The organism is Streptomyces solitudinis, assembly GCF_036323765.1.
In the GTDB taxonomy this organism is placed as follows: domain Bacteria; phylum Actinomycetota; class Actinomycetes; order Streptomycetales; family Streptomycetaceae; genus Streptomyces.
The window spans coordinates 259355-278989 of sequence record NZ_JAZDCW010000002.1 but is presented as its reverse complement, the minus strand read 5'-3'; the positions used below and the strand labels follow the sequence as shown (position 1 = coordinate 278989).

The window sequence follows — 19635 nt, the reverse complement described above, 5'->3', positions numbered from 1 at the left end:
GGCGCGGGGCGCGGGCCGGGGCGGGCCGCCGTCGGCGGTCCGGCCGGTCGCGGTGCAGCCGGGTCGTGCGGCGGCCCGCCGTCCCGAAGTGCGCGCGGTCGTCGACGACTACACCGGTTCCCCGGACGACGTGACCTGTTCCGCGTGCGGCGCGGCGAACCCGGCCCAGCGCTCGTTCTGCCGCCGCTGCGGCGTGCCGCTGGCCGAGCGCGCCGCCGGTCCGCAGCTTCCGTGGTGGCGGCGCTGGCGCCGGAACCGGAACCGCAGGCGCGGGCCCGGAGGCCGTCTGCGGCGGCTGCTCGGCTGGCTGGCGCTGTTCCTCGCGCTGGCGGCGCTCGTCTGGGCGGCCACCGCCTACGGTCCGGGGGTCGTGAGCACGCTGCGGGACCGGTTCACCAAGCCCACGTCCGTCCGTCCCGAGTCGGTGCGGGCGTCCGGCGCCGCGTCCGGCCACCCGGCCGAGTCGGCGGTGGACGGCACCTGGAACACGTTCTGGGCCCCGGCGTCCGGCGAGGACGCGACCGGTCAGTGGTTCGAGGCGTCCTTCCAGAAGCCCTTCCGGCTCACGGACCTCGTCTTCCACTCCGGCAGCTCCGACCGGGCCGACGCGTACCTGCGGCAGGCGCGCCCGGGATCGCTGACCGTCACCGCCTGGGACGACGACGGCCGCAAGACGGCCGAGCGCACCCTCGTCCTCAAGGACGAACCCGGTGAGCAGGCCCACCGCCTGACGATGACGGACGTCTCCCGGCTCCGCCTGACCGTCCGCTCCGTGCACGGGCAGGGGCCCTCCCGGCTCGTGGCCCTGGGCGAGGTGGAGTTCTTCCGCCGCTCCTGAACTCCACGAACTCTGCTACCACTTCTGCCTCGTCCGGGAGTCGGCCGCGATGGTGTGCTGGGAGGGTCCGCGACCGCGGGTCCCGACCAGGGCCAGGGCCGTCGCGGTCCGGGGGCGTGGCATGGGCCGGGTGGGCCCGCGCGTGAGGGGAGCGGCGCTGTGTACACGAGTCGTGCGGATGCTGGGCCGGGAGGCGTGCCCGAGGGCGGGCACGGGCTGCCGGAGGTGGAGAAGCTGCTGGCGCGGGCGGCGGTGCTGCTGCGGCCCTACGTCACCGAGACCACGGACCCCCCGCCGGAGCACCTCCCGCCCCCGGGCGCCCTCCCCCCGGCCTCCCTCTCCCCGGGCGCCGCTGCCGCACCCGCCGTTCCGGTGGTGCAGATCCGCTGCTTCGGCGGCCTCCGCGTCGCGGTACGCGGCACGCCGGTGAACTGTGGGACGGTCCGGCCGAAGGTGCGCAGCCTGCTGCGCGTCCTCGCGCTGCACGCGGGCACGCCCGTTCACCGCGACGTGCTCCTCGACGCGCTGTGGCCGGACCTGCCGCACGAGTCCGGCGTGCGCAACCTCCAGGTGACGGTGTCGCGGCTGCGCGTCCTGCTGGAGCCCGGGACGCGCCGGGGCGGGGCGACGCTGCTGACCCGCGACGAGCACTCCTACGGCCTGGCGCTCGGCCGCTGGTTCACCTCCGACGTGCGGGAGTTCGACCGGCACGCGGCGTCCTGCCCGCAGCCGGGCCGCGAGGCGGGCGGCGACCCGGAGCGGCAGGCCGTGGCGCTGCGCGCCGCGCTGCGCTGGTACGGCGGGGACCTGCTGCCCGAGGAGGGCGCCGCCGACTGGGTGGTGGAGGCGCGCGGACGCCTGCGCGGCCGGGCCGCCCGCCTGTACTCGGCGCTCGCCGGGTGCGAACTGCGGCTCGGCCGGGCCCACGCGTCGTGGACGGCCGCCGAGCAGGCACTCGCGCTCGACCCGTACCTGGACGAGGCGTGGCGGACGCTGGTGGCCGCCAGGGAACGCGGCGGGGACGCCGCAGGCGCGGCGAACTCCCGCCGCGCGTACGCCCGCACCCTGCGCTCGCTCGGCGTGCCGCCGGAACCGGCCGGCACCGGCGCCCCGTCCCGGTCCGGGACGGGCGGCTGACCAGCGCACCCGCGCCGGTCCCCGACGGACCCGGGGCGCCCGCCCGGACGCGGGCGCGCCCGGGTGGTTCAGCGGCGCCGGGACGAGTCGCCCGCGCCGGGCCAGGCACCCGCCAGTTCCAGCGCGTACAGCCGCGCCGGTCCGGGCAGCCGCCAGCACCCCGGAGCCGACGGCTCCAGCAGGTGCACGGCGGCCAGCGCGGACAGGGCCGCGCCCGCGACGTCACCGGTCACCCCGAGCAGCCGGGCCACCGCCTCGGCGGTCACCGTGTCGATCCCCGAGGTACCGAGCGCGCGGAAGACCAGCGCCGGGTCCACGGCGTCCACCCGTGACGGGAGGGGCAGCCCGAGGTAGGCGCACCGCAGGTTCTCCCGCACCGACATGTCCCCGGCCACCAGCGCGTCCAGACAGCTCCACTCCTGCGTCAGCCGTTTGAGCACGGCGGCGATGCTCCACCCGGGACGCCGGGAGAGCCGCCCGGCGGTCACCCGCAGGACGAGGGGCGAACCGGCGCAGAAGTCCACCAGGGCGGCTGCGGCCTCCGGCTCCGCCGCCACCCGCCCCGGGCCCGCGAGCCGGGCGAACAGCTCGGCGGCCTCCGCGTGCGGGAGGGGGGCCAGCCGCAGCTCCGCGGCGCCGGGCTCCGGCCCGGCGTCCCGGTGCCTGCTGGTGAGCAGGACCGCGCACGTCCGCCCGCCCGGCAGCAGGGCCCGCACCCCGGCGGCGCCCGGCGCGTCGTCCAGGACGACCAGCAGCCGCCGCCCGGCCGTCGCCCGCCGGTACAGCGCGGTCCGGGCGGCCAGATCCGGCGGAACGGACCCGTCCGGTACGCCCAGAGCGCGCAGCAGCCGCGCGAGCAGCGCCTCGGTGTCCAGCGGGGCTCCCCGGCTCGCCCGCAGGTCGAGGTAGAGCTGCCCGTCGGGGAAGTGCTCCCGCAGGCGGTGCGCGGTGTGCAGGGCGAGCGCCGTCTTGCCGAGCCCGCCCTGCCCCGTGACGACCGCGATGCCGCCGCCCGCGCGCCGGGCGGGCGGTTCGCCGGGGCGGGCGGCCGCGTCGTGGAGCAGCCGGTCGCCGAGCACGGCCGCCTCGGCGACACGCCCGGTGAAGTGCGGAGGGGACGGCGGGAGTTGCGCGGGGACGGGCGCCGCGGGTGGCCCGTCCGCCCGGACACGGGCCCGGTCCCGCCGGGCTTCGGCGACCGTGGCGAGGAAACGCTCCCGGGCCGCGCCGCTCAGGGACAGCACCCGGGCCAGGGAGGCCGCGGAGCGCTGCTGGGGAACGCGTACCCGTCCCGCCTCCAGGTCCCGGACGGCCCGGACGCTCAGCCCGGCCGCCTCGGCCAGCGCCTCCTGGCTCAGGCCCGTCTCGGCCCGGTGGGCCGCCAGCAGGTCCGCCAGCGTGCCGCGCGATGCCGCGGGTCCGGCCGGGGACCCTTCGCCGACCAGCCCGTGGACACCAGTGCGTGACCGCCCGTACACGCTTTGCTGATGCACGAAAGGTAGTATATAAAAGCCGAAAGGGCAGCCGGGGAACGCTTGTTGAGGTAACAGCACTCGTGGGGGAGGGCCGGACCCGGGTTCCGACGACCACGTGGCGGCCATGGCGAACGACCACTCCCCGGCCTGTTTCGGATTCGGACACCTGCTGGTGCGCAGCCGTCGTACGGCGGGTCTCACCCAGCGCGAACTGGCCGCGGCCTCGGGGGTCAGCGTCCGCTCGGTCAGCGCGCTGGAGAGCGGCCGCAGCCGCGGCCCGCACCGGGCGACCGTCGATGCGCTCGCGGACGCCCTCGGCGCCACGGCGCAGCTCCGGGAGGAACTGCACCGCGCGGCGGCCCGGGGCCGCGCCGCCCGGCGCCGCGCGGCGGACCCCGGCCCGGGACCGCCCGGAGCGCGGTGGCCGCAGCCCTGGCCGCCGCGTGCCGCGCCCCACCGGCCCGCCCCTCCCGCCTTCCCCGCACCGCCGAGGGACTTCACCGGACGGGAGAGGGAACTGGCGCTGCTGCGCCCGCTCGCCGCGGCCGCCGCCGCGGGCACCACCGGCACCGCCGTCGTCGTCACCGTCTCGGGACAGCCGGGCCTGGGGAAGACCGCGCTCGCGCTCCAGGCCGCGCACCTGTGCGCCGGGCACTTCCCCGACGGACTCCTCCACCTCGACCTGGGCGGCGCCGGGACACGGCCGGTGCCGCCGAAGGAAGCCCTCGCCCGGCTGCTGGCGGCCCTGGGCGTTCCCGCCTCCCACGTCCCGGCCGGTGCCGGGGAGCGCGGCGACCTCTACCGGTCGCTGGTCCACGGCCGCGGGCTCCTGCTGCTGCTCGACAACGCGGCCGACGAGGGGCAGGTGCGGCCCCTGCTCCCCGGCGGCCCGCGCTGCCTCGCCCTGGTGACCAGCCGGCGCACCCTCGCCGGTCTGGAGAGCACCGCACGCGTCCAGCCGGACGTCCTCACCCCGGCCGAGTCCGTGGAACTGCTCGCCAGGACGGCGGGCGGCACGACGGTGGCCGCCGAACCGGACGCGGCCGGGGAACTGGCCCGCCTCTGCGGCCACCTGCCCCTCGCGCTGCGGATCGCCGGCAGCCGCCTCGCCTGCGCCGCCGAACGGCTGGACCCGGCACCCGCGCGGCGGCTCGCCGGACTGCTGCGCAGCAAGGAGTGCAGGCTGGACGGGCTGGGGTTCGGGGACCAGCACGTCCGCACCGCCTTCCAGCTCTCCTACCGGCAGCTCGGTACCGAGGTCCGCCGGCTGTTCCGGCTGCTGACGCTGGTGCCCGGCCCGGACTTCGGGCCCGAACTCGCCGCGTCACTGGCCGGGCTGCCGCCCGGCCGCGCGGGGGCGGTCCTCGACGAACTGGTCGACGCCGGGATGCTGGAGCCCGCTCCGGCCGCGTTCCGCTACCGCTTCCACGACCTGGTGCGGATCTTCGCGTCCGAGGTGCTCGTGCTGGAGGACGGGCACGCCGGACGGACGGCGGCCGAGGCGCGGCTGACGGAGTCGCTGCTGCGCCGCGCCACCGCCGCGGGCCGCCGCGCCGCGCCCGCGACCGGGGAGGCGGGCCCCGACGCCGGTTTCCCCGGCGGGCCGGACGACGCCCTCAGCTGGCTGGACACGGAGTTCCCCAACTGGACGGCGGCCACCCGGCGGGCCGCTGCCGCGGGCCTGCACCGGGAGGTGGCCGGTGTCGCGGAGGCGGTGTTCCGCGTTCCGGCGCTGCGCCACCACGACCACTGGTGGACGGAGCTGGCCGCCCTCGCCGCGCAGGCCGCCCGCGCACTCGGCGACGGCCCGCACACCAGCGGGGAGGACCGCCGGGCGGGCTGACACCCCGCCAGGCCGCCGGGCCGGGCCGCGCGGGCACCGGGCCCGGGCGTGCGCCGGGCCGCGCGGTCAGCCGTTGATCTTGGCGGCCTTCTTGAGGACGGCCTCGTTGGCCTTCCACTCCTCGTCCAGGGCGAGCTGGTTCTCCTCGATGCGGCGCTTCTGCACCTGCGTCTCGGCGGTGAACCAGGTCCGCACCAGATCGCTCGTCTCCTTGCACTTCACGTCGGTGACGGCCAGGGACAGCTCCTCGCGGGACGGCTGCTCGGCGCCCAGCGCCTTACCGAGCAGGTTCGGCGTCTTGTAGGGGTGCTCGACGGTGTAGCCGTTCTGCTTCATGCACGCCGACCAGCGCCCCAGCGCCGCGCGCACCTCCGGACGCTTCTGCGACTCCTCCAGGCTGGCGAACTCCACCTGCCCGGCCAGGGTGTAGTCGTAGTGCCCGAGCTTGCGCTGGGACTCCCCGAGGCAGCCCCCCTCGGGGACCGGCTCACCCTGGTAGCGCCCGCCGCTGACCGACGGGCCCCCGCCGCGGAACACCGCTTCCTCGGCGCCCTGCCCCGGCTCCCACACCGGCGGCTCGCCCGGGTCGTCGGGCAGGTGGTAGCCGAACTCGGCGGCCACCTCGGGATCGGTGATGCCGTAGCGGCGCTGCATGTTGGCGTCGTTGTAACCGGGCAGCGGGTACAGGCCCGGCTCCGGCGGGTCGAAGGCGAAGCCGAACCGGCCCATGCACGACTTCCACAGGCTCTGCCGGGCCCGTTCCCAGGCCACGCTGTCCGGGTAGGACACGAGGTACTGCTCGATGGGCAGCACCATGCCCTTGGCCAGCCCCTCCTCGGGGACGGGCGCGGGCCAGGCGTCCTCGTTGACCGAGGGTGCCGGGTCCGGGGAGGCCCAGGGCGGGCCGCCCCCGGAACCGCACCCGGCCAGCGTCATCAGCACGGCCGCCGCGGCGACCGGACGTATGGCTTTCCTCATCGGCTCACAGTCGCTTGTGCGACGCGTTCTCGTTCTTGAGCGAGGACTTCAGGTTGCTGGCCGGCCAGTAGCTGCCGCAGCCCGCGGGGAACGTCTCGTAGGTGCCCTGGTATCCGGAATTGTAGTAGATGCGGTTGCTCACACCGCATTCGTTGTTCGCAGCGGAGGCGGCGTTGTTCTTGATGCCCAGGCCGCTGCCGCTGGCCATGTCGCAGCCGGTGTGGTTCGGGAGCTGGCCGCCGCGGTAGACGTAGCGCACGAGAACAGCGCCGTTGGGTGAATAGCCGTAGTGGTCCGGAATGCTCTTGTTGGCGACGAAGCAGGCGCTGTAGGAGTAGCCCGTGGTCGCCCCGTGGCTGTTGTAGTAGATTTCGAAGCAGTACCTGTTGTTCGCGGAGCTGCAGGCGTCGCTCTCGTAGCTGGTCGGAACGGCGGACGCCGAGGGCACCGTCATCAGCAGCGCCGCTGCGGACGTGGCAGCCGCGAGGGCGGACCGGGTCAGGTTGCGCGTGCTCGTTCGCCGCATTTCGGCTCCTTGGTGCGGTATTCAGCGTGCGGTGTATTCCTGACCCGCACGGCAGGGCAGGAAAACATTAGAAGACCGCGCCTCCCGGCTCCAGTGTATGACGCAATCCCGCCAGCTCCCCTTTGATGTGTCCGACTTGCCCGCTATGTAAATACCGTTGCAACTGCGTGCAGTGCTCAGCTATGGTCTGGACCAGTTTTCTGATGTGACCTCGGGCGGGGGAAATGACCATTTCACCGAAGACCGACGAAATCGACCTGCGCATTTTGAGCCTGCTGTGCGACGGACTGAGCGACGCGGCGGTGGGGCGCCGTCTGGGAATCGGTCACCGCACCGTGCAGCGCCGGGTGGGCCGCATGATGACCGTGCTCGGCGTCTCCGGACGCGTCGCCCTGGGAGCCAAGGCGGAACGCCTCGGCTGGTTCGACGTGGCAGCCGCACGCCCGGGGGCCGCGGCCCGCCCGTGCGTCCCGGCCGGGTCCGCCCGCGCCGTCCTGTCGGCCGCGTCCGCCTCCCCGGCGCCGTCCGCGGCGTCGTAGGCGCGCATCACGCCCGCACCGACTCGCGGGGCGCGCCGCACGCCGCCACACCGTCGCGCGGCGTGCGGCAGGACCCGTTCCGCGGCCGGACTCCGGGCCGGACGCGAAGCCCGGCCCGGCTCACCTCCGCAGCGCTTCGGCCGGCTGGATGCGGCTGGCGCGCCAGGCCGGGTAGAGACCGGCGACCACTCCGGTCAGCAGCCCGACGACGGGAGCCGCCGCGACCGTGTCCGGGTGGATCACCGGCGTCCAGTCGCGCAGGGCCGAGACGGCGACGACCGTCAGGGTGCCCAGTGAGGTGCCCACCAGGCCGCCGAGCGCACCCAGCGCCGCCGACTCGGCGAGGAACTGCACGGTGATGTGCCGCCCCCGGGCCCCCAGCGCCCGGCGCAGCCCGATCTCCCCCGTGCGCTCCAGCACGGCCACCAGCGTCGTGTTCGCGATGCCGACCGTGCCGATGATCAGGCAGATGCCCGCGAGCAGCAGGAAGAGCTGGTCCAGGTCAGCGGTGACGTTGCCGCGCAGCGTCTTCGGGTCCGGCGGCGGGATGGCCTTGAACCGGTCCGGGTGTGCGGGGTCCAGCGCGAGCGCCGCCTCGGCCGCGATCTGCGGGGCGGCGCCCAGCCGGGTGGAGACGAGCATCCGCGCCCGCTCCCCGCGCTGCGGGCCGCCCCACACGCGCTCGGCGGTGCCCCGCGGCACGACGACCGACAGCAGCAGGTCCGGCTTGCGGTCCACGTCGTCCAGCACGCCGACCACCGTGAAGGCCGTCCCGCCGATGAAGACCGCAGGCCGCGTCTCCAGCGTCGAGATGCCCAGCCGCGCGGCCAGGCCGCCGCTGACGACGGCGACGTGTTCACCGCGCTCGTCGTGGAACGCGTCGAAGACACGGCCGTGACTGAGGTGCGGACCGGCCGCCAGGAGCACACCGGGGGAGGCGGCGACGATCTGCGTCTCCTCACCCCCGGCGCCGTCACCCACGGGAGCGGCCGTGACGCCGGGCGCGCCGCCGGGGGTGACCTGCCAGTAGACGCCCGCGTGCTCGGCGCCGTTCAGCCGCTCGATCCGCTCGGCGGCGTCGTCCGGGAACGAGTTGGTGACGAACTCGGCGTCGTCGCCCCCGGTGTCCTCGATGGTCACCTCGGTGGCCGTCAGCGTGTTGAACCGGGAGTCGATCTGCGAGGACGCCGTCGAGGTCAGACCGAGGACCGCCACGAAGGTGCCCACTCCGAGAACCGTGCCCAGCGCCGTCAGCACCGACCGCCCCGGCCGTTGCAGGACACCGGCCAGCGCCTCGCTCACCAGATCCCGCAGGGCGAGGCGGGACCGCGGCACCGCACGGGCGCCGCGCCGGGCGCGGCGGCCGCGCGCCCGGCGCCCGGAGGCGCGAGCGGAAGCGCCGCGGGCGGGCCCGGGAGCGGCGGGCGCGGGGCCGGTGGGTTCCGGGGCCGTGGACCCCGGGGCGGTGGGCTGCGGGGCGGTGGGTTCGCCGGTGGTCACGCGGCCACCGCCGGCTGCTCGGTGAGGACGCCGTCGCGGATGCGCACCGTCCGGCGGCCACGGGCGGCGACTGCCGGGTCGTGGGTGATGACCAGAACCGTCATGCCGTCCCCGTGCAGCTCGTCCAGCAGGGCGAGCACCGACTCGGCGGTCACCGTGTCCAGGTTGCCGGTCAGTTCGTCGCAGAGCAGGAGCGCGGGGCGCGCCACCAGGGCCCGGGCGATGGCCACGCGCTGCCGTTCCCCGCCCGACAGGTGCGGCGGGGACGCGTCGGTCCGGTGGGCGAGGCCCACCCGCTCCAGCGCCTCCCGGGCCCGCGCCCGCCGCTGCCGCCGGGGGACCGCCTGGTTGTAGACGGTGGCCAGCGCCACGTTCTCCAGCGCCGTGCGGTGCGGCAGCAGGTGGAAGGACTGGAAGACGAAACCGATGCGGTGGCCGCGCAGCGCGGTCCGCTGCCGGTCCGGGACGGCGGTGGTGTCGGTGCCGTTCAGCCGGTAGGTCCCGGCGGTGGGCACGTCGAGCAGACCGAGGATGTTCAGCAGCGTGGACTTGCCCGAGCCCGACGGCCCCACGATGGTCACGTACTCGCCGGCGCGCACGGTGAGCGTGCAGGGCCTCAGCGCCTCGACCGGCGGCGGACCCGGGTAGGTCAGGCCCGCGCCGCGCAACTCGATGACGGGCGGTGCACCGGCACCGCCGCTCCCGACGGCGCCGACGGTGGCCGGGCCGCCGGTCACCGGGCCGTCCCGGGTCCGGGCGCGGGGTCCGCCGGGTGTCCGGCACCGTCCGGAGCGGGGACGGGTGCGGCAGCGCCGGGGGAGACGCCGACGATCACCTGGTCGTCCGCGCGCAGCTCTCCGTCCCCCACCGGCGTGACCTCCACGTACCCGTCACCGGAGATGCCGGGCCGGACCTCGACGCGCCGCTGCCGCCCCCCGGCCTCCCGCACCGTGACCGACGTCCGCGAGTCCGCGCCCGCCGACACCGCGGACAACGGCACGACCAGCACCTTCCCCGTCGACGAGGCGGCCTGGACCGTCAGCCGCACGTTCTCGTGCGCCAGCTCCGCGGGCAGCGCCTTGTCCGGTTCCACCACGAACGCGTAACCGGCACCGCCCTGCGTCAGCGCCGCCCCGGCACCCTCCTCGGACGGCTGCTCGCCGGGCACGGTGAGCTGCGCGGCCACCGAGGCGACCGTGCCCGTCGCTGTCCTGCCCGTCGTCTCGGAGAACAGCTCCACCTTCTGGCCCTTGCGGACGAGGCCCTTCTCGTGGGCGCCGAGCGTGCCCTCGACCACCAGCTCGCCCGCCGACAGCGTGAGCAGTCTCTCCCCGGCCGGGCCGCCGACCCGGGCGTTCAGCGCGTCCACCCGGGCCGGGAAGCCGGGCAGGTAGACGAGTTCGGACGTCGGCACCATCGGCCCCGCCGCCCGCCGCGCGGCGGCCAGCGCCTCCCGGGCGGCACCGAGGTCCTCGGCGGCACGGGTGCGGCCGGTGCCCGGTGCCGCGTCCTCCACGGCGCGTTCCGCGTCCCGGACCGCCCGCTCGGCGTCGCGCACGCGCTGCTCGCCGTCCGGCTCCGCGGACACCGGGTCGTACCCGAGCGCCGCGTACAGCGCCCGCACCGCGCTCGTCGTGCCCTCGCCGTAGGTGCCGGGGGTGTCGGCGGCCGTGCCGAACCCCACCCCGGCCAGCGCCTCCTGGAGCTGCCGGACGTCGTCGCCCTGCGCCCCGGGCTTCAGGTCCCGGTAGACGGGCAGGGTGCCGCGCAGCGCGAAGACCGGCCGCCCCGACACCTCCAGCAGTACGGTGGCGGGCTCCACCGCGCCACCGGCTTCCGCCATGATCTTGGTGACGACCGCGAGGCCCGCCTCCGCTCCGGCCGGTCCGGCGGGAGCGACGTCGACCGTGTGCCCGGAGGTCACCTGGCCGCGCGTCACCACCGTGTCGGTCAGCACCCGGTGCTCGACCGGGGCCGTCAGCGTGTCGGGTGCGGGCGGGCCCACGTCCGCGGCGGCCTGCTGCGGCGACTTGATGACACTGCCCGCGCTCACGCCCACCCCGGTGAGCACCACCGCGCCCACGACGACGGCGATCGCGGCGTGACGACGTCTGCGAAGCACCTGCAACCCCGTGATCTCGTCCGAGCCTCGAAAGGGGCGGCCCCGGCGCGACGGCTGCCGGTCCTGCCCCGGTCGGGCACACTCTAGGGGCGGCGCCCCCGCCCGCCGCCTGCGCAAACACCCGGAACGCCGGTGCAATCCGGCATTTCGCCGTGGCGGGTTTACGTCACCCGGCGCGGCCCGGACCGAGGGAGGACGCACGTGGAGGGCTCGGCACTGGTACTCGGCGGAGGCGGACTGACCGGGATCGGCTGGGAGGCGGGCCTCCTCGCCGGACTGGCCGGGGCGGGCGTGGACCTGACGACCGCCGACCACGTCATCGGCACCTCCGCGGGCTCCGTCGTCGGAGCCCAGTTCACCTCGGGCGCGTGCACCCCGGACGAGCTGTACGAACGGCAGCTCGTGGACCCCGCGGGCGAGACGTTCGCCCGGCTGGGGCCCGCCGTGCTCACGCGCTGGGCGCTGGCCGCCCTGCGCTCGCGGGACCCCCGACGCTTCCGCGCGCGGCTGGGGCGTATGGCGCTGGACGCGCCCACGCCGCCGGAGGCCGAACGGCGCGCCGTCATCGCCGGACGGCTGCTCTCGCACCGCTGGCCCGGCCGCCCCGCGCTCCACGTGACCGCCGTGGACGCCCGCACCGGCGAGTTCCGCGCCTTCGGCGCGGCGAGCGGCGTGGACGTCGTGGACGCCGTGACCGCGAGCTGCGCCGTGCCCGGGGTGTGGCCGCCCGCCACCATCGCCGGACGCCGCTGGATCGACGGAGGAGTGCGCTCCGGCGCCAACGCCGACCTGGCGCGTGGCTGCGCGCGAGTGGTCATCCTCGCCCCGATGGCCGGGGGAGCCGGGCCGCTGGTCTCCGTGCGGGCCCAGGCCGAACGGCTGGCGGCCGACGGCGCCCGGGTCGCGGTCGTCACCCCGGACGCCGCGTCCCGCGCCGCGTTCGGCCGCAACATGCTGGACCCGGCCCGCCGGGCCGCCGCCGCCCGCGCCGGACGGGCCCAGGCAGCCGCGCACGCCCGGGCGGTGGCCGCCGTCTGGCACGGCTGAGTCACTCGTCACCACCCGGCCCCGGTTCGGCTTTCCCCGGCCGAGGGCGGCACTCGGTGGCCGGGCGGCTGGGATGGCACATGGCGACCCCGTACGTGACGGCACTCCCGCCCGGACCGGGCGCGAGTGGGCAGCTCGCGGCGGCCGTCCCGTTGCGGTCCCCGGCTGTTGCACCGGGGGAGACGCACTCCGGCCCGTTCAGCCCCTGACCCGGTCGGCGGGCCGGTGGGCGCCCCTCCTGCGGTGGCCGTCACGGGCCGTAGCACTGCGGGACACCGGGCAGCCAGTCGTCGGGATGCTTGATGTAGTAGCTCGCCATGAACCCCTCGAACCCGCGTGTGCGGTTCTCCGCGAACACCCAGTTCGGGTTGGTGCCGACGTGCTCCCCGCGCGTCTGGCAGACCACGGCGAGCTGGTCGCCGGGCTGCGACTGACCCCGGACCGTGGGGCAGTTGGCGGGCGAGGGGTGCTCCGGACACGCCATGCTGCCGGGCACGCCGGTGCGCGCGTTCACGTTCGTGGCCCAGGTGGTGAAGAGGGGGTACCGCGGGCCGTCGGCGGCCTGCGCCGGGGCCGGTGCCAGGGCACCCAGGGTGGCGACGGCGCACAGGACCAGCAGGGCCGGGGACTTCATCATGCGCACTCCTGTCGTGCGGCTGCCTCAGGGGCAGCTGTCGGGCCCGGGGATGCCGGGGATGCCGCTGTTGTTGGAGCCGCCCCTGACGTAGACGGCGCTGACCCAGCCACTGCCACGGCCGGTGAGGATGTGCACCCAGTAGCGGTTCTCGTACTGGCCGTCGCGGACGTATCCGCCGAGCGCCTGGCAGTAGGCGCCCACCTGCTCCCGGCTGACCTGGAAACCGACGGGCTGGCAACGGCTGCTGACCTCGGGGCAGGAGCGGACGTTCACGTTCGACGCCCAGATGTCCACGCAGTAGGCGTAGCGGCAGTCGGCGGCGGCCGTGCCGGTGGGCGCCGCCGAAGCGGCCTGGGCTGCCTGGGCGGTGGGAGCGGTGAGGAAGGCCAGCAGACCGGTGGCGGCTGCGGCCAGTATCGCGCTGGCTCGGCGGATGCGGGGCGTCATGCGTGCCTCTTCTCTCGGGAAGGTCCGGGCGCGCTCGGGGCGTCCGGGCGACTGCATGCGAAGGACGGATGCGGACGGACTCTCGTATGAGTCGGCACCGATTTCTGTTCGGGGTCATACGAGGACGCCCCGCCACCCGTCCCCTCGACAGAACGCGCGGGCTGCCCGGCCCGCGGAGGGAAGGGGAGACCTCATGGCAGCAATCCGTGCGGCGGGCGCCGTCCGCCGCCGTCTGCGCGCGACGGTGGGCGTCGCGGGTGCCGCGGTGGCCGCGGTCACGCTTATGCCGCAGCCCGCGGCAGCCCACCCCCCGTCCGCGACCGCCCACATCTGGGCCACCGACGTGCGCGTGCGCAACTGCCAGAGCACGAGCTGCGACCTCGCCACGCAGGAGCGGCTCAGCCGGGTGACCGTCAAGGCGTACTGCCAGCTCGACGCGGGAGAGCGGGGCCGGGTGACCGACGGCCGGTACACCAACACCTACTGGGTGCAGGTCATCACCCCCGGCAAGCGGCTGGGCTGGGTCTCCGCCGTCTACGTGAGCGGGGGCAGCAACAACGGCCCGGTGCCCGGCGTCCCGGTGGACAGCCTCAACGACCCGACGATCGACTGCGAGTACATCTGACCGCTTCCGAAGGGGCGTTCGCCTGACCGCCTTCCCTCCCGTGCTTCGTGCCCCAGGCCGGTCGCCGTCACCCGTTTGGCGGCCGGTCGATCAGGCATGCGGCGGGTAAGGTTCCCTCGTAGCTGTGGTACCGCCGCTGCGGCCCGCCGTGACCAGGCAGCCGCGACGCGCGGCTACGAGGGCGGGGAACGATGTTCGAGGTGCGGCTGCTTGGCCCGGTCGAGGTGTGGAGCGAAGGCCGGCGTGTGCCGCTGGGCGGGCCGAAACCCACCGCACTGCTGGCCGCGCTCCTGGTGCACCGGCGGCAGTTGCTGTCCACCGACCGGCTCGTGGATCTGGTGTGGGCGAGCGCCGCTCCGGCGACGGCGGAGGCGCTGGTGGCCTCGTACGTCTCGGCGCTGCGCAAATGCCTGGCGCCCACCGGGCGCGCTGGCGCCATCCGTACCCGCTCCCCCGGGTACGCCGCCGAGTTCCCGTGCGAGGACGTGGACGCCTACCGCTTCGAGGAGGCGCTCGCGGCAGGCCGCCGTGCCGTGGTGCAGGGGCGCCACGCCGAGGCGGTGGAGATCCTGCGGGAGGCGGTGGGCCTGTGGCGCGGTCACGAGGCCCTGGAGGGGCTCGGCCAGTCCTTCGCACGCATCGAGGGCGGACGTCTGGCCGAACTCCGGCTCAAGGCTGTGGAGGAGCGCTTCGCGCTGGAGCTGACCCTCGGCCGGGACGCCGAACTGGTGGCTGAGCTGATGGCGCACGTGGCGGCCAGTCCGCTGCGGGAGCGGCCGCGCGGGCAGCTGATGACGGCCCTGCACCGCACGGGCCGCACTCCGGAGGCGCTGCGGGTCTACCGGGAGGGCCGCGACCGGCTGCGCGAGGATCTCGGCATCGAACCGGGCCCCGAGCTCCAGGCCCTGCACCAGGCCGTCCTCGCCGGGACGCTGCCCTCCGCCGTCCCCGCCCAGAAGACGGCTGCCGCCCCCGTCCGGCAGCGAGAACCGGCCCCCGCCAGTGCGCCGCGCCGCACCGGTGCCACGGGGCCGCAGTCCGTGCCCGGCCCCGCCGCAGGGCCGGGCCGGGCGCTCCCCGACGCCCGGTCAGGGGAGGGCACCCCGGCCGCGCCCGGCAGCCACCAGGCGGCGAGGGCCGCTCCGGTGCCCGCGCAACTCCCTCCGGACATCGCGGACTTCGTCGGCCGCGCCTGTGAGAGCGCCTGGATTCTGCGGCTCTTCGGCGAGGCGCCCGGCGCCGGCCGGACCGCGCCGCCCATCGGTGTGCTCTCCGGGAGATCGGGGGTCGGCAAGTCCGCGCTGGCCGTGCACGTCGGGCACCGCCTCGCCGACCGGTTCCCCGACGGACGGCTGTTCCTGGACATGCGCGGCTCCAACACGCAGCCGGTGGCGCCCGCCGAGGCGCTCCACCGGCTGCTGCGGTCCTGCGGCGCCGATCCCGCGGCCCTGCCCGCCACCGAGGAGGAGCTGGTCGGCCTGTACCGCTCCCTGGTGGTGGGCCGCCGCATGCTGCTCATCCTGGACAACGCCGTGAACGAGGCGCAGGTGCGCCCGCTGCTGCCGCCAGGGCCGGGCTGCGGCGTGCTGGTCACCAGCCGCAGCCGCCTGGTCGCCCTGGCCGGTTCCGCGCACCTGGACCTGGCGCCGCCCTGTGAGGACGAAGCCGTGGCCCTGCTCGGCCGGGTCGCCGGGGACGCCCGCACGGCCGCCGAGCCGCAGTGGGCCGCGGAGATCGTCGCCCTGTGCGGCCGGCTCCCGCTGGCCGTCCGCATCGCGGGGGCCCGGCTGGCCGCCCGGCCGCACTGGACGGCCGCCCGGCTGGCCGGCCGGCTGCGCGACGAACGCCGCAGGCTGGACGAGCTGCGGGCCGGTGATCTCGAACTGCGCACCAGCCTCGAACTCGGGTACGCCGAGCTTCGGGGGCCGGACCGCCGAGCCCTGCGCCGTCTCGCGCTGCTGCAACTCCCCGACTTCCCGGCCTGGATCGCCGCGCCGCTGCTCGACGTCACCACGCGGGAGGCGGAGGACGCCGTCGAGCGCCTGGGCGACCAGCACTTCCTGGAGCTGGCCGGTGACGATCCGACCGGCCAGATGCGGTACCGCATCCCCGAACTGGCCCGCGAGCACGCCGCGGAACGCTGCCGGATCGAGGAGCCGGTGAGCGAGCGCGAGGCCGCCGTGCTCCGCACGGTCACCTGCTGGCTCGCGCTGGCGCGGCAGGCCGCGGCGCGCGGGCCCGGCGGCGTCCTGCGGCTGCTGCCGGGCCCGCCGGTGGAGTGGCCGCTGGACGAGGAGACGCGGAGCCTGCTGCTCGCCCGGCCGGCCGACTGGTTCGCTGCCGAGCAGCTGAGTCTCCTGGCAGCCGTCGCCTACTGCGCGGAGCACGGCCTCGCCGCCCAGGCCAGCGCCCTGGCCGGGGCGCTCAGTGCGGGGTCGGCGGCCCTGTACAACGCCTTCGACGCGTGGTCCGTCTCCCACAGCACGGCCCTCGACGCCGCCCGCCGGGACGACGACCGCGAGAGCGAGGCCCAACTGCTGTGCGGGCTCGGCCAGCTGCGCTACGAGCAGGACGAGATGGAGGAGTCCTACAGCTACTACCGGCAGGCCCTCGCCCTGTTCGACGCCTTCGGGGACGTCCGCGGCCGGGCCACGGCGCTGGCCGGCATGGGCACCGCCCGCCGGGAGCAGGCCCGCTATCCGCAGGCGCTGGAACTGCTGGAGGAGGCCCGCGGTCTCTTCGCACGGCTCGGTGACGTGGCGGCGCGGGCACACGTGCTCAGCGGCCTCGGCTACGTGCACCGCGAACAGGGCCGCGACGACGAGGCGTTCGCGGCCCTGTACGAGGCCATGGCGGACTACCGCGCCGAGGACGACCGGCACGGGGCGGCGCTCGCCCTGCGCTCCCTGGCCCTGGTGCACCGGGCCCGGGGCGAACTGGCCCACGCCGAACTGATGCTGCGGTCCGCCCTGCGGACGTTCGAGGACCTGGACGACGCCTTCGGCGCCATGTACGCGAAACAGGCGCTGGCGAAGGTGCTGCTGCGGGACGGCCGGCTCCCCCCGGCGCAGACCCACCTGCACGCGTGCCTGCGGACGGTACGGGAGCGCGACGACCGGTTCGGGCAGGCGCTGGTGCTGCGCACACTGGGGGAGTGGCACCTCGCCGCCGGACACCTGGAGGAGGCCGACCGGCACCTGTACGAGGCGCTGGCGCTCTGGAAGGCGCTCCGCCTGCCGCTGTGGCAGGCCCGGACACTGCGGGACCTGGGGGCCGTGGCAAGCGCACGCGGTGAGGAGGACGGGGCGGAAGGGTTCTGGCGGGCGGCGCACGAGGTGTTCCGCTCCGTGGGCAGCAGGGAGGCCCACGAGCCACCGCCACGCTAGCCGCGGTGTCCGCCGGGGCCACGGTGTCCACCATCCCGCCCGCCGGGAGGGCGGGCCTGGGACGGGGGTGGAGCGGCTCTGCAGAGGATCTGCAGAAGAAATGCAACCACCGGGCCCACGCTGGTCCTGTGCCCGACATCATCCTGCTCTCCGATCCCCGCGTGGCCGCCGTGCCCGTCGCCGAGTGCGACGAGCCCCTGGTGGACCTGCGCACCGTCACCCGGCTGCGGGTGGACGAACGCCAGGCCGACGGCACCGGCGCCTTCGCCCACCTGCGCGCCGGCGCCGTCGAACGGCTGCTGGCCGCGCAGGAGCGGCTCCCGGCCGGAGTGCGCTTCCTCGTCGTGGAGGGCTACCGGCCGCCCAGCCTTCAGCGGCGGTACTTCGAGCAGTACCTCGGCACCCTGCGGCAGGCCCGGCCCGGGGAGCCCCCGGAGCGCCTGCGGGCGCTCGCCAGCGCCTACATATCCCCGCCCGAGGTCGCGCCCCACGTGACCGGGGGCGCGGTGGACCTGACGCTGTGCACCGAGGAAGGGGAGGAACTGCCGCTCGGTACCGAGGTGAACGCCACCCCGGAGGAGAGCGGCGGAGCCTGCCGCACGGCAGCACCGACCAGCCCCGAGGCCCGCCGCAACCGGGCACTCATGGACGAAGCCCTCGGCGCCCAGGGCTTCGTCAACTACCCCACCGAGTGGTGGCACTGGTCCTTCGGTGACCGGTACTGGGCGCTGCTCGGCCAGGAGCCCGCCGCGGCCTACGGGCCCGTGTCCGACGGCGGGTGACCGGTTCCACGCACAGGAGTACGCACAAGGGGGAAGTACGTGAACGGCACCACCCGCATGACCGAGAGCGAGTTCGACGAAGCGTTCGCCGCGGTCATGCCCCGGCTCCGCCACCGGCTGCTGACGGTGACGGGCAACCCGTACGACGCGGACGACCTGGTGCAGGAGACGTACCTGCGCCTGTCCGCACGGGTCCGCGCCTCGCGGCTGACCCGGCCGGAAGCGCCCTACGCCTACGCGGTCACCGCCGCGGTCAACCTGCTGCGCGACAGCTGGCGCAGCCCCGCCCACCGTGAACGCTGCACCGACCAGCTGCCCGACCGCGGCTGGGACGGCGGTGTCGCGGCGTGCGAGTGGCAGCTCACCCTCCAGGCGCTGCTGGACCGCCTGACGCCCAAGGAGGCGGCGGCGGTCATCCTCATCGACGTACACGGCATGTCGCACGACGCGGCGGCGCAGCGGCTGGGCACCCACCGGGGCAGCGTGCAGCGCAACCGGCAGCGCGCGCTGGCCAAGCTCCGCACGGCACTCGGCGCGAAGAACGGGACGAGCGGTCATACGAGGCGCCGTTCACTTCCGTCCCTCCAGCGAGGGCCGCTCCGGGCTGACCGGCCGGCCCCCACCCGACGCCCCCACCCGACGAGCCCGTCCGGGGCCGGTTCCTGACCCGGACCCGCCCCGGCCGACCCCTCACCGGCCCGCCAGCGATCCGATCACCGACGAAACGATCAGCAACGACCCGGTCAAGCCAGCGCACCGAACCTCAGGGGGAACCATGCACCGCCCGTCCCGGAGTCTCACCACCCTCACGCCCACCCTGCCCGCAGCGCCACTCGCCCGAGCCGGTGCCGGGTTCCTCCTGGCCGCCGCGCTCAGCGTCGCGGGCACCGGCCTGGCCACCGCCACGCCCCTGCCCTCGGCCGCGTCCGCCCAGACGGCCGCCGCCCAGTGCCAGCCCCTCCAGAGCGGCGCGTCCCAGCAGGCGGAAGCCATCGTGCGGGCCGCCTGCTCGCAGCTTGGCGTGCCCTACTCCTGGGGCGGCGGCAGCATCCACGGCCCCACCTACGGGCAGGACTACCCCGGCGGCGGTCCCGGCGGCAACGACAGCCAGGTCAAGGGCTTCGACTGCTCGCACCTGGTGCAGTACGCCGCCTGGCAGGGCGCCCGCATCCTGCTGCCCGAAGGCTCCTGGAACCAGGCCCAGTGGAGCGGGGCGGTCGCCCGGTTCGGCCGCTCCCAGGGCACCGCGCCACTGCTCCCGGGCGATCTCCTCTTCTGGGGCAAGGACCCCCGCAACCTCGGCTCCGTGCACCACATCGCCGTCTACCTGGGCAACGGCAAGATGGTCGAGGCCCGCGAATCCGGCACCAGGATCATGGTCAGCGACGTGCGCCTCAACGCCGAGTACGCCGGGGCGCTGCGTCTGACGGACTCCGACACCCCGCCGGACGAAGGCGGCCAGCGCTTCACCACCTGGGGTACGGGTGTGCGGGTGCGTGCGGAGGCCCGGCTGAACGCGAGCACCGTGCACACGCTGGCTGGTCCGACGGCGGTGCGGGTGACGTGTCAGAAGCGGGGTGATCTGGTGCGGGCCGAGGGTTACGAGAACGACGCCTGGTCCTACCTGCCGGACTTCGGCGGTTACATCTCGAACATCTACATCGACCACTCGGCCGCCTGGCTCCCGGGCGTCCGCACCTGCTGACCGCCCGGCGGGGCCGCCTCCACGGCACACCGGCGGCCCCGCCCCGGA

Annotated in this window: 18 protein-coding genes; 10 read left to right on the top strand and 8 right to left on the bottom strand. The window is 75.7% G+C overall.

The window, feature by feature from the left end; genetic code table 11:
* The first annotated feature begins 88 nt into the window (after positions 1-88).
* A complete protein-coding gene (locus tag V1J52_RS04945) occupies positions 89-838 on the top strand; it encodes an NADase-type glycan-binding domain-containing protein (protein WP_330138348.1) in 750 nt (249 codons plus the stop codon).
* 195 nt (positions 839-1033) lie between these two features.
* Complete coding sequence (locus V1J52_RS04940; RefSeq protein WP_330138347.1) at positions 1034-1975, top strand: AfsR/SARP family transcriptional regulator; 942 nt, start codon at positions 1034-1036, stop codon at positions 1973-1975.
* 68 nt (positions 1976-2043) lie between these two features.
* Here the strand turns inward: V1J52_RS04940 and V1J52_RS04935 are convergent, their stop codons facing one another.
* Positions 2044-3468: a helix-turn-helix domain-containing protein gene (locus V1J52_RS04935; RefSeq protein ID WP_330138346.1), complete on the bottom strand. Its 1425-nt coding sequence runs from the start codon at positions 3466-3468 to the stop codon at positions 2044-2046.
* 106 nt (positions 3469-3574) lie between these two features.
* Here V1J52_RS04935 and V1J52_RS04930 point away from each other — a divergent pair, with 106 nt between their 5' ends.
* On the top strand, positions 3575-5293 hold the full coding sequence (locus tag V1J52_RS04930; RefSeq protein ID WP_330138345.1) for a helix-turn-helix domain-containing protein: 1719 nt from the start codon (positions 3575-3577) through the stop codon (positions 5291-5293).
* Positions 5294-5359: 66 nt separating this feature from the next.
* Here the strand turns inward: V1J52_RS04930 and V1J52_RS04925 are convergent, their stop codons facing one another.
* Positions 5360-6271, bottom strand: coding sequence for a hypothetical protein (locus V1J52_RS04925; protein WP_330138344.1), 912 nt, complete (start codon positions 6269-6271; stop codon positions 5360-5362).
* A 4-nt stretch (positions 6272-6275) separates the two neighbouring features.
* Positions 6276-6797: a hypothetical protein gene (locus tag V1J52_RS04920; protein WP_330138343.1), complete on the bottom strand. Its 522-nt coding sequence runs from the start codon at positions 6795-6797 to the stop codon at positions 6276-6278.
* Between the two features lie 224 nt (positions 6798-7021).
* Between V1J52_RS04920 and V1J52_RS04915 the strand changes: the two genes are divergently transcribed.
* Complete coding sequence (locus V1J52_RS04915) at positions 7022-7336, top strand: response regulator transcription factor (protein ID WP_330138342.1); 315 nt, start codon at positions 7022-7024, stop codon at positions 7334-7336.
* Between the two features lie 120 nt (positions 7337-7456).
* Here the strand turns inward: V1J52_RS04915 and V1J52_RS04910 are convergent, their stop codons facing one another.
* The 3 genes from V1J52_RS04910 to V1J52_RS04900 all read right to left on the bottom strand — a co-directional run bounded on the left by V1J52_RS04910 (position 7457) and on the right by V1J52_RS04900 (position 10958).
* Positions 7457-8671, bottom strand: a complete 1215-nt coding sequence (locus tag V1J52_RS04910; RefSeq protein WP_330138825.1) for an ABC transporter permease — start codon at positions 8669-8671, stop codon at positions 7457-7459.
* 161 nt (positions 8672-8832) lie between these two features.
* Positions 8833-9573: an ABC transporter ATP-binding protein gene (locus tag V1J52_RS04905; protein ID WP_330138341.1), complete on the bottom strand. Its 741-nt coding sequence runs from the start codon at positions 9571-9573 to the stop codon at positions 8833-8835.
* Positions 9570-10958: a peptidoglycan-binding protein gene (locus V1J52_RS04900; RefSeq protein WP_330138340.1), complete on the bottom strand. Its 1389-nt coding sequence runs from the start codon at positions 10956-10958 to the stop codon at positions 9570-9572. Before V1J52_RS04900 ends, V1J52_RS04905 begins: the two co-directional genes overlap by 4 nt.
* A gap of 201 nt (positions 10959-11159) precedes the next feature.
* Here V1J52_RS04900 and V1J52_RS04895 point away from each other — a divergent pair, with 201 nt between their 5' ends.
* Entirely contained in the window at positions 11160-12005 is an 846-nt protein-coding gene (locus V1J52_RS04895) for a patatin-like phospholipase family protein (protein WP_330138339.1), read from the top strand.
* Between the two features lie 250 nt (positions 12006-12255).
* Here the strand turns inward: V1J52_RS04895 and V1J52_RS04890 are convergent, their stop codons facing one another.
* Both V1J52_RS04890 and V1J52_RS04885 read right to left on the bottom strand, forming a co-directional pair.
* Positions 12256-12642 carry a hypothetical protein gene (locus tag V1J52_RS04890; protein ID WP_330138338.1) on the bottom strand — a complete coding sequence of 129 codons (387 nt, stop codon included), beginning with the start codon at positions 12640-12642 and terminating at the stop codon, positions 12256-12258.
* A gap of 24 nt (positions 12643-12666) precedes the next feature.
* Positions 12667-13089 carry a hypothetical protein gene (locus V1J52_RS04885; RefSeq protein WP_330138337.1) on the bottom strand — a complete coding sequence of 141 codons (423 nt, stop codon included), beginning with the start codon at positions 13087-13089 and terminating at the stop codon, positions 12667-12669.
* A 193-nt stretch (positions 13090-13282) separates the two neighbouring features.
* Here V1J52_RS04885 and V1J52_RS04880 point away from each other — a divergent pair, with 193 nt between their 5' ends.
* The 5 genes from V1J52_RS04880 to V1J52_RS04860 all read left to right on the top strand — a co-directional run bounded on the left by V1J52_RS04880 (position 13283) and on the right by V1J52_RS04860 (position 19587).
* On the top strand, positions 13283-13714 hold the full coding sequence (locus tag V1J52_RS04880) for an SH3 domain-containing protein (protein ID WP_330138336.1): 432 nt from the start codon (positions 13283-13285) through the stop codon (positions 13712-13714).
* Positions 13715-13905: 191 nt separating this feature from the next.
* The gene (locus V1J52_RS04875; protein WP_330138335.1) at positions 13906-17100 is read left to right on the top strand and encodes an AfsR/SARP family transcriptional regulator; all 3195 of its coding nucleotides are present in this window, start codon (positions 13906-13908) and stop codon (positions 17098-17100) included.
* Between the two features lie 128 nt (positions 17101-17228).
* Positions 17229-17882 (top strand): M15 family metallopeptidase, encoded by a 654-nt coding sequence (locus V1J52_RS04870; RefSeq protein WP_330138334.1) that lies wholly within the window; start codon positions 17229-17231, stop codon positions 17880-17882.
* 39 nt (positions 17883-17921) lie between these two features.
* Entirely contained in the window at positions 17922-18548 is a 627-nt protein-coding gene (locus V1J52_RS04865; protein WP_330138333.1) for an RNA polymerase sigma factor, read from the top strand.
* A gap of 109 nt (positions 18549-18657) precedes the next feature.
* On the top strand, positions 18658-19587 hold the full coding sequence (locus tag V1J52_RS04860) for an NlpC/P60 family protein (RefSeq protein WP_330138332.1): 930 nt from the start codon (positions 18658-18660) through the stop codon (positions 19585-19587).
* Positions 19588-19635: the final 48 nt, after the last annotated feature.

Excerpts from the sequence above, each read along its gene's own strand:
- V1J52_RS04890 (WP_330138338.1), bottom strand. The coding sequence starts at position 12,642 with ATGATGAAGTCCCCGGCCCTGCTGGTCCTGTGCGCCGTCGCCACCCTG.
- V1J52_RS04925 (WP_330138344.1), bottom strand. The coding sequence starts at position 6,271 with ATGAGGAAAGCCATACGTCCGGTCGCCGCGGCGGCCGTGCTGATGACG.
- V1J52_RS04860 (WP_330138332.1), top strand. The coding sequence starts at position 18,658 with ATGCACCGCCCGTCCCGGAGTCTCACCACCCTCACGCCCACCCTGCCC.
- V1J52_RS04875 (WP_330138335.1), top strand. The coding sequence starts at position 13,906 with ATGTTCGAGGTGCGGCTGCTTGGCCCGGTCGAGGTGTGGAGCGAAGGC.
- V1J52_RS04880 (WP_330138336.1), top strand. The coding sequence starts at position 13,283 with ATGGCAGCAATCCGTGCGGCGGGCGCCGTCCGCCGCCGTCTGCGCGCG.
- V1J52_RS04885 (WP_330138337.1), bottom strand. The coding sequence starts at position 13,089 with ATGACGCCCCGCATCCGCCGAGCCAGCGCGATACTGGCCGCAGCCGCC.
- V1J52_RS04915 (WP_330138342.1), top strand. The coding sequence starts at position 7,022 with ATGACCATTTCACCGAAGACCGACGAAATCGACCTGCGCATTTTGAGC.
- V1J52_RS04930 (WP_330138345.1), top strand. The coding sequence starts at position 3,575 with ATGGCGAACGACCACTCCCCGGCCTGTTTCGGATTCGGACACCTGCTG.
- V1J52_RS04920 (WP_330138343.1), bottom strand. The coding sequence starts at position 6,797 with ATGCGGCGAACGAGCACGCGCAACCTGACCCGGTCCGCCCTCGCGGCT.